The sequence below is a fragment of the Burkholderia oklahomensis C6786 genome, from assembly GCF_000959365.1.
GTDB lineage: Bacteria > Pseudomonadota > Gammaproteobacteria > Burkholderiales > Burkholderiaceae > Burkholderia > Burkholderia oklahomensis.
The window spans coordinates 424,238-433,027 of record NZ_CP009556.1 but is presented as its reverse complement, the minus strand read 5'-3'; the positions used below and the strand labels follow the sequence as shown (position 1 = coordinate 433,027).

The 8,790-nt window shown below is 67.3% G+C and carries 6 protein-coding genes; 5 read left to right on the top strand and 1 reads right to left on the bottom strand.

Features of this window, described 5'->3' with window-relative positions; all coding sequences use genetic code 11:
• Position 1 precedes the first annotated feature (1 nt).
• Entirely contained in the window at positions 2-859 is an 858-nt protein-coding gene (locus BG90_RS20010; RefSeq protein WP_232239180.1) for a 2OG-Fe dioxygenase family protein, read from the bottom strand.
• Positions 860-1,525: 666 nt separating this feature from the next.
• On the opposite strand from BG90_RS20010, the gene BG90_RS35390 reads away from it, so the two are divergent.
• The 5 genes from BG90_RS35390 (at position 1,526) to BG90_RS19990 (ending at position 8,744) form a co-directional block, all read left to right on the top strand.
• A complete protein-coding gene (locus tag BG90_RS35390; RefSeq protein WP_124072371.1) occupies positions 1,526-2,017 on the top strand; it encodes a hypothetical protein in 492 nt (163 codons plus the stop codon).
• Complete coding sequence (locus BG90_RS20005; RefSeq protein WP_010119006.1) at positions 2,014-3,186, top strand: porin; 1,173 nt, start codon at positions 2,014-2,016, stop codon at positions 3,184-3,186. The genes BG90_RS35390 and BG90_RS20005 overlap by 4 nt, the downstream gene beginning before the upstream one ends.
• 512 nt (positions 3,187-3,698) lie before the next feature.
• The gene (locus BG90_RS20000) at positions 3,699-5,267 is read left to right on the top strand and encodes a thioredoxin family protein (protein ID WP_010119009.1); all 1,569 of its coding nucleotides are present in this window, start codon (positions 3,699-3,701) and stop codon (positions 5,265-5,267) included.
• 315 nt (positions 5,268-5,582) lie between these two features.
• A complete protein-coding gene (locus BG90_RS19995; RefSeq protein ID WP_010119011.1) occupies positions 5,583-5,999 on the top strand; it encodes a type III secretion system chaperone in 417 nt (138 codons plus the stop codon).
• A 228-nt stretch (positions 6,000-6,227) separates the two neighbouring features.
• Positions 6,228-8,744, top strand: coding sequence for a penicillin-binding protein 1A (locus tag BG90_RS19990; RefSeq protein WP_010119013.1), 2,517 nt, complete (start codon positions 6,228-6,230; stop codon positions 8,742-8,744).
• The last annotated feature ends 46 nt before the right edge of the window (positions 8,745-8,790 follow it).

The following is an 8,790-nucleotide window of genomic DNA, read 5'->3' as shown; positions in this document are numbered from 1 at the left end:
ATTAGTCACGAACGGGCTCCAGATTGGGCATCGGATGGGCGGTGTCCGACGACGCGCGGACGACGGCGCTGAGCGGCGTGAAGTCGATGAGAATGACGGTGCGGATTCCGCATGGCGCGCCGGGCGCGCACGAGATCGACGTCACGTGATGGCTGACGGCTTCGTCGTCGATGATGTAGCTCTCGAGCGGCGCGTGTAGCGAAAACGCATGGACCTGATCGTCCGGCACGTCGTCCACCTGGCGGCCCGCGTATTGCGGCGGTGCGATGTAGTTGACGCCGCCGATCGCAGCCGTGCGGTCGATCAGGTGTACGGCGGTGAATGGCTGGCCGTCCTGATGCAGGCAGTCCGGCGTGATTCTCGACGTGATGCCCGGCAGGGCCCGCATCCGGAGCACGTGCAGGCCGCACAGGAGCGGTTCGTCGATCTCGCTCAACGGCGTGAGCGCGAGGTCGAATCGGATGAGCCGGCGGATCAGCGGCAGCGCGAGAATGCTGTCGCTCGTTCGAAGGAAGCGGCGGTGTACGCCGCCGTACTCGGGCTGGAAGCCGGCTTCCTGGCGATATTCGAGCTCGATCGCACCGTCGGCTCCGACGAAGCCCGGCTTCCAGTCGAGGCGACCGGTGCCCGGCATGAGAATGCCCTCGGCGTAACTGCGGTGCCGTCCCGCTCCGCCGTAGCGATCGACGGGCAGTTGATCGGCGTATCGACTGAGCCGCGCCACGCAGCGCGATTCCGCTTCGATATAGTCGAGATCGGCGGCGTCGAATCTCGCCCAGCCTCGCTTTTGCAACTTCCCTCGAATGCTGCCATGTGTAGAATCAGCTGTTTCCGGTGGATTTCGTTCGTCGATTAGCATTGCTAAGTACCCATCGAAGTCCCAATCAAATGAGCGGACATTGCAAATCCGCCTGCCGCAGGATGCTTTCCCGCATCACATCTGACACCTTGGAATTTATTGTTATTTTCGAAGGAATGTTGGAGGCATTTTTGCTGGAATTTATTGTTATATGGGTTATTCGCTTGAATGGCGTGATCCGGATAAATTCAATCGGACAGGTCAGCACCCTGCGAGTCGGTTGAATTTAACCATAGGATTCTTGGGACTGTCTAACGAATTTTTAAGGGAGATGTAATAAAAGTGTGATTTTGTTGTGTCAAAGAAAAAAGTAGAGCCAATATTAATTAGAGAATAAAGTAATTAACGCTTCGTCGTGTGCCTTGATGAACAAGGCTGAGCGGGGTGCGGTGGCGAAGATTTAAGCGGCTTCATCTAGGATGCCTGAGTCAGACTTTTTATGATAATCCGTCATGAAAACGGCTTCGCCGCATGGCTTTCTGATTGATGCGCTATGCAGGCATTAATTGACTTCTTCGGCTGCGCGTCAAATCCGGGGCCGATTCCTCCGTTCTCCGCATTTCAAGGCCACGTTGCCGCAGCTCCGATCGGTGTGGAGGGCTTGTGTAAAAGCGATTTCGGCGTCGTCATCGGACGGCGAGCCGCAAGAACACGATCGTCGCGTGAATGGCGACGTCTTGGCTGCCGGTCGGTCTTCTCGGCATCCGTCAGGCACGTCGATTGCGTTTCGCATTCGGCCGGCGCGCTGCAGCGCGTACGTCGTCGCAAGCGCTCGCGACGTGTGCGGCGCGAAGGCGCTCGACGTATCGTATCGGCCGTATTTGCATGAACGCGTTGCGGCCGAGCGTCGAGCCGATTGGCTTCACCGGGATCGACGACGTTGGCGTGTCCGATCCGGCCGCACGACCGATCGGTCGACGCTCTGATCGAGCGGGCCGCGCTTCGCCGAGCGCGCGATCGTTCCGGCGCCCGGCGCATCACGCGAGGCGAATCGGGCGGGCGCGTCGGCAATGGACATTGTCGCGTATGCGTTCGTTCATGCGCGATCCGGCGCACATCATAAACATCGCAGAATTAATTGGTTTTCGATTCGTCGTCCTGTCCGTATCGTTCAGCGATTCCAACAACAAGTCGACCACGAGGAACACCACCACATGAAGCAAGCGAAGCATCTTGCGGCACTCGCCGTGCCGGCCGGCCTCCTGCTGTCCGCCGGCGCTCACGCGCAAAGCAGCGTCACGCTGTACGGGATCGTCGATGCGGGCATCGCATACGTGCACAACGTTCAGGGAACCGACGGCCGCAATCAGTCGTCCCTCGTGAAATTCAGCAGCGGCAATCTGTCGGGCAGCCGCTGGGGCCTGAAGGGCGCCGAGGACCTGGGCGGCGGCCTCACGGCGCTGTTCCAGCTCGAAAACGGCTTCAATCTCGGCACCGGCGTGCAGAACGGCAATCGCGAGTTCGGCCGGAAGGCGGTCGTCGGACTCGCGAGCAACACGTGGGGCACCGTGACGCTCGGCCGCCAATACGATCCGGTCGTCGATCTCGTGCAGGGGCTCACCGAGGACAATTACTTCGGCGGCGTGTTCGCGACGCCGGGCGATCTCGACAACTACGACAACAGCCTGCGCGTCAGCAACTCGGTGAAGTACACGAGCCCGGTGCTGTCGGGCTTCCAGTTCGAAGCGCTGTACGGTTTCGGCGGCGTCGCGGGCGCGACGGGCAGCGGCCGCACGTACAGCTTCGCGGCGAGCTACGCGAACGGGCCGCTGTCGCTCGGCGCGGGCTATCTGTATGCGGACGGCGGCGCGACCGCGGCGAACGGCGTGCGCACGTGGACGAGCAGCTCGGATACGCTGTTCAACACGGTGATCAACCAGGGCTTCGCGAGCGCGAAGTCGATTCAGATCGTGCGCGTGGGCGGCCAGTACGTGCTCGGCTCGGCGACGTTCGGTCTCGCATACTCGAACACGCAATACGGCCGCGATTCGCTGTCGACGTTCAACGAGACCGCGAAGTTCAACAGCGGCTCCGCGTTCTTCAACTACCAATTCTCGCCGGCGCTGCGCGCGGGCCTGGGCTACAACTACACGTCGCTGACGGGGCCGGCTTCCGCGCACTATCACCAGGTGAATCTCGGCGCCGGCTACGCGCTGTCGAAGCGCACCGACCTGTACGCGCTGTTCGGCTACCAGAAGGCGAGCGGCCGCACGCTCGGCGCGAACGGCTCGGTGATCGACGCGCAGGCGTCGGTCGGCTCGTATGGCGCGAACTCGGGCACCGATTCGCAGGAGCTCGCGATCGTCGGGATTCGGCACAAGTTCTGATCCGAGCGGGCGATTCGCGATGCGCGACGGACGGCGCGGCGTGTCGCGCGCGTCCGCCGCCGCCTTGTGCCGTCGACGGAACCGGCCGGGTCGGCGAGGTCGAAGCGGTCAAAGAAGTCGATGAGCGCGACGGAAACGAACGGATGACGAGGTCGACGCAACCGCCTTGCCGACGGCGATTCCCGCGGCCGCCGAGAACGGCATGCGCCGTGACGATGCCGGTTGTGGTCGACGCCGCTGCGGTTGCGGCTGCCCGGGCTGTCGCGATCGCGGCCCGGGCGTCGCCGATCTCCGCGCAAGCGACATGCCGGCCGCCGCGCCGCGCGAGGCGCATCATGCTTTCCCCGCGCGCATGAAGGTCTCCCGCAGCGCTCGCGATAGTTTCTATACTTCATACGATTGCGCCGTAAAAGAACGGAGCGCGCGGCCGACGCGCTCGAACGTCAACCCGATGCGGACCGCGACGAAGATGCCGAACCAGCGCGGCGCCGCCCCCAACCGGACTCTCATCGATGAAAACTGCGATTCGAAAGCTGACGGCGTCGCTGCTCGTCGCCGCCGCGACCGTTTGCCTCGCCGCCGACGCGCCGCACGCGCCCGAGCATCTGCCGCCCGGCATCGCGTGGCGGCAAGGCGACGTCGACGCCGCATTCGCCGAGGCGAAGCGCACGAACAAGCCGCTGTTCCTATACTGGGGCGCCGTCTGGTGTCCGTCGTGCAATCAGGTGAAGTCGACGATCTTCAGCCAGCAGGCGTTCCAGTCGCGCTCGTCGTTCTTCGTGCCGGTCTATCTCGACGGCGACACCGGGAACGCGCAGAAGACCGGCGACCGCTTCAAGGTGCGCGGCTATCCGACGATGATCCTGTTCCGGCCGGACGGCACCGAAATCACGCGGCTGCCGGGCGAGATCGATCTCGACCGTTACATGCAGGCGCTGTCGATCGGCCTGAACGCCGCGCACCCGTTCAAGCAGACGCTCGCGGCCGTGCTGAAGGACGGCGCGCGCGTCACGCGCGACGACTGGCGCGTGCTCGCCGACTACTCGTGGGACACCGACGGCGATCTGCCGGTGCCGAACGAGCGCGTCGCGACGACGCTGCAGATGCTCGCGAGCCACGCGCGCGCGGACCATGCGAACGCCGAAGCGCTGCGGCTCGAATTGAAGGCGGTCGTGTCGGCGGCGGTCGGCGATCCGCCGCAGCAAGGCGATATCGACAAGACAGCGGGCGCCGCCGCCGTGCGCGACGCGCTGCGCGATCCGAAGCGCGCGCGCGCCGATTACGACGTGCTCGTCGCGGCGCCGGCCGACGTCGTCAAGTATCTGGCGGGTGGCGACGCGGCCGCGCGTGCGCCGCTCGCGAAGCAGTTCGACGCGGCGCTCGCGCGGCTGTCGACCGATACGTCGCTCGCCGCGATCGACCGGACGATGGCGCTGCACGGCCGCGTGCTCGTCGCGCGGCTCGACGCGAAGCCGGGCGCGCCGCTGCCGGCGCCGCTCGCGGAGGCGGTGCGTCGGCGGAGCGCGTCGGCGGTCGCTGAATCGACGAATGTCTATGCGCGGCAGGCGGTCGTCAGCGAAGCGGCCGCCACGCTGACCGATGCGGGCGAGTTCGACGCGGCCGACGCGCTGCTGAAGGCGGAGCTCGCGCGCTCGCCGACGCCGTACTACTTCATGTCGGGGCTCGCGGCGAACGCGAAGGCGCGCGGCGATCGCGCGGCCGCGCTCGACTGGTACCGGAAGGCGTACGAGGCGGCGAGCGGTCCGGCGACGCGGCTGCGCTGGGGCGCGGCGTACTTCGCGAATGCGGTCGACCTCGCGCCGGACGACGCCGCGCGAATCCGGCGGATCGCAAACGACGTGCTGACGCAGGCGGGCCAGACGCGCAATGCGTTCTACGGCGCGAACCGGCGCGCGCTGACGCGGGTCGTCACGCAGCTCGTGCATTGGCGGCAGGGCGGCGCGCACGATGCGACGGTGCAGGCGGTCGTCAAGCAGTTCGAAGGCGTGTGCGGGAAGCTGCCGGCGGGCGATCCGCAGGTCGGCGCTTGCGAGAGCGTGATCAAGCCGGCGAAGGCGTGACGGCGCCGGGCGACGGTTGCGCGCATTCGCGCGCGGGCAGCGCCGTGACGCCCGCCCGCGGCCCCGCTCGTCGCGCGGGCGCGCGTCGTCGCCTGACCGGCGCGCTTTTGTCGCGCGGCAAGCGAAGCGGCAACTGCGGTGGCGGCGCGCAGCAGCAGCCGACGTCGAAGCGAAACGTGTCCGGCCAATCCGAAGCCGCTCGCGTGACAAACCTTCGGAGTCGAAAACGAAACAAACGTCCGGTTTTTGAAAGAGGGCCGCGACGAACTGCCTAAGATTGGCGACGTACGACAAACCCAGAGCCAATCGATGGAAATGACGAACACGTTGCTGAGCGCATTCGGCGCGCAGATCGGACTGTCCGATCTGAAATTCGATGCGACCGGCGTGTGCCAGGTGAGGATAGACGGCCTGAAGCTGGCGCTCTACGACAACCGCGCACTGGGCTGCCTGACGCTGCTCGGCGAATTGCCGATGCCGGCGGCCGACACGCTGCGGCACGACGCCTGGGTCCGCTTCGTGCTCGCCGGCCAATTCGACGCGCTGCACGAGCAGGCGCCGATCGTCGGCCTGAATCCGCAAACGGATGCACTGGTGGCGATGCGGCATCTGCCGCCCGAGAACCTGTCGCTCGTGCGCCTGACGGACGTGTTCGCCGGGTTCGTCGAATGGCTCGCGGCCTGGAGCCGCGAATCTTCCGCAATCGAGCAGTCGGCATTCGCCGCGCTCTGATGCCGACGCAGCGGCGCGGATGACGGCCGCCGCCGCTGCCGCGTCGCGCCTGTCGCCCGGAACGACAGGCGCGAGCCGCGGTGTCGCGGGCGGGGGCCGCAGGCGCGACGCGTCGGCGTTTTCAGCGGCACGGCGGCAGCTTCGCCGTGCCGCTCCGGCCCCGCCTTTCTCCAGGCGCCTTCCCGCGTTTGGTACGATTCACGCTTTCCCACCCGTTCGCATCACCGCGTGAATCGCCGAATCGTGTCGTCCTTCCTCGACCGTTGCGCGGCCTGGCTCGCCGCCACGAAGCCGCACGCCGCCGCCGTCCTCCATCGCCTGCGCCATCCGACGCGACGCGGCGTCGCGCTCGCCATCGCCGCCGTGCCGGCGCTGTTCCTGCTCTACGTGCTCGCGCTGATCCCGTTCACGCCGAGCATCGGCGACATCCGCAAGGCGCGCGTCGACGCCCCCGCGCAGATCCTGTCCGCCGACGGCAAGCTGCTCGCCGAGTTCAAGCCGTCGAACCGCGAATGGGTGCCGCTCGCCGGCATCTCGCCGAAGATGGTCGACGCGCTGATTTCGACCGAGGACCATCGCTTCTACGAGCACCACGGCCTCGACTGGCGCCGCACCGCGGGCGCCGCGCTGCACACGTTCTCGGGCGATCGCCAGGGCGGCTCGACGATCACGCAGCAGCTCGCGCGCAATCTGTATCCGGACGAGATCGGCCGCGCGCCGACGCTCACGCGCAAGCTGAAGGAAGCGATCACCGCGCTGAAGATCGAGGCGGTCTACAGCAAGGCGGAGATTCTCGAGACGTATCTGAACACGGTGCCGTTCCTGTACAACGCATATGGCGTCGAGATGGCGGCGCGCACGTACTTCGACAAATCGGCCGATCAGCTCGACGCGCTCGACGCCGCGACGCTCGTCGGCATGCTCAAGGGCAACAGCTATTACAACCCGGTGCTGAACCCCGAGCGCGCGCTCGCGCGGCGCAACACCGTGCTCGCGCAGATGGTGAAGTACGGGAAGCTGTCGCCGGCCGTGTATGCGTCGCTGCAGAAGAAGCCGCTGCGCATCGACTTCGAGCGGCAGAAGGAGCCGCCCGGCCCCGCGCCGCATTTCGCGCAGCAGCTGCGCAAGTGGCTGATCGCGTGGGCCGACCGCAACGACTACAACGTCTACTCGGACGGCCTCATCGTGCGCACGACGATCGATTCGCGGCTGCAGACGTATGCGACGCAGGCGCTCGCGCGTCAGACGAATCAGCTGCAAGGGATCGCGAACGGGAGGTGGAACGCCGGCAGCGGCTGCGCACCGGGCACTCCGCTGTTCCGCGCTTTCGTGCGCGAGACGCCGGAGTTTCGCGCGGCGCTCGACGGCGGCGCGACCGAAGACGCGGCGCTCAAGCATCTGCTCGCCGATCGCGGGTTCACGCGGGCGCTGTGCAAGGCGAAGGCCGACGTGCAGGCGGGCTTTCTCGCGATCGATCCGCGCAACGGACAGATCAAGGCGTGGGTCGGCAGCCGCGACTTCACGACCGAGCCGTTCGACCACGTGCAACAGGCGCGCCGGCAGCCGGGCTCGACGTTCAAGCCGTTCGTCTACGGCGCGGCGTTCGCGGCCGGCGCGACGCCCGACGACACGTTCGTCGATCAGCCCGTCGAGATTCCGCTGAAAGGCGGCGAGATCTGGCGGCCCGACGACGACGCGCCGCCGACCGGCAAGCCGATGACGCTGCGCGACGCGATCGCGTATTCGCGCAACCGGATCACCGCGCAGCTGATGATGAAGGTCGGCCCGCAGAAGGTCGCGCGGCTCGCGCGCGCGATGGGCTTGCGCGACAGCGAGCTCGATGCGGTGCCGTCGCTCGCGCTCGGCACGAGCCCCGTGACGCTGAAGGAGATGGTGTCCGCGTACGCGACGATCGCGAACGTCGGCGAATACGTCGAGCCGCGGATGGTCACGCGCATCGAGGACCGCAACGGCGAAGTGCTCGCCGAGTTCGCGAGCGCGTCGCCCGAGCGCGCGCTCGATGCGGCGTCCGCGCGCACGCTGATCGACGTGATGCGCGGCGTCGTCGAGCGCGGCACCGGCGCGGCGATCCGCTCGCGCTATGGAATTCGCGCGGACGTCGCCGGCAAGACCGGCACGACGCAGGGCGACACCGACGGCTGGTTCATCCTGATGCAGCCGCAGCTCGTCGCGGGCGCGTGGGTCGGCTTCGACGACGGCCGCGTGACGCTCGGCAGCGACTGGGGGCAGGGCGCGCGGAGCGCGCTGCCGATCGTCGGCGATTTCTATCAGCGGGCAATCCGCGCGCGGATCGTCGACGCGCGCGAGCGCTTCGCGACCGAGGCGCCGCCGAGCGCGTTCGACACGTTCCGCGACAAGCTCGGCGACTGGTATCGCTATCTGTTCGAGAAGCCCGAGCCGCAGAAGGCCGCGCCGCCGAAGGCGCAGCGCGCGCCGGTCGAGGAGGTGATGCCGGCTTCCGAGGTCGAGGCGGCGTCGGAGGCGGCCGCGTCGGCGCTCGCCGCGTCCGAAGCGGCGGCATCGGCATCAGCATCGGCTGCGAGCGGCGTGCCGTTCGCCGCGCCGGGCGGCGCTTCCGCGCTCACGCCGGAGATGCCGCCGTTGCTGCCGTCGACGCCGCCCGCCGCGCAGCCGGACAACGGCTTGCCGAACGACAACGCGCCGATGTCGCCGACGCCGACGCCCGATGCGCCGGCCGCGAGCGGAGCGGGCGGCAGCAATTAGCGGCGGGGTGCGGCGACGTGTCGTGAAGCCGTGTCATGAAGCCGCG

Excerpts from the sequence above, each read along its gene's own strand:
- BG90_RS20010 (WP_232239180.1), bottom strand. The coding sequence starts at position 859 with ATGCTAATCGACGAACGAAATCCACCGGAAACAGCTGATTCTACACAT.
- BG90_RS35390 (WP_124072371.1), top strand. The coding sequence starts at position 1,526 with ATGGCGACGTCTTGGCTGCCGGTCGGTCTTCTCGGCATCCGTCAGGCA.
- BG90_RS20000 (WP_010119009.1), top strand. The coding sequence starts at position 3,699 with ATGAAAACTGCGATTCGAAAGCTGACGGCGTCGCTGCTCGTCGCCGCC.
- BG90_RS20005 (WP_010119006.1), top strand. The coding sequence starts at position 2,014 with ATGAAGCAAGCGAAGCATCTTGCGGCACTCGCCGTGCCGGCCGGCCTC.
- BG90_RS19995 (WP_010119011.1), top strand. The coding sequence starts at position 5,583 with ATGACGAACACGTTGCTGAGCGCATTCGGCGCGCAGATCGGACTGTCC.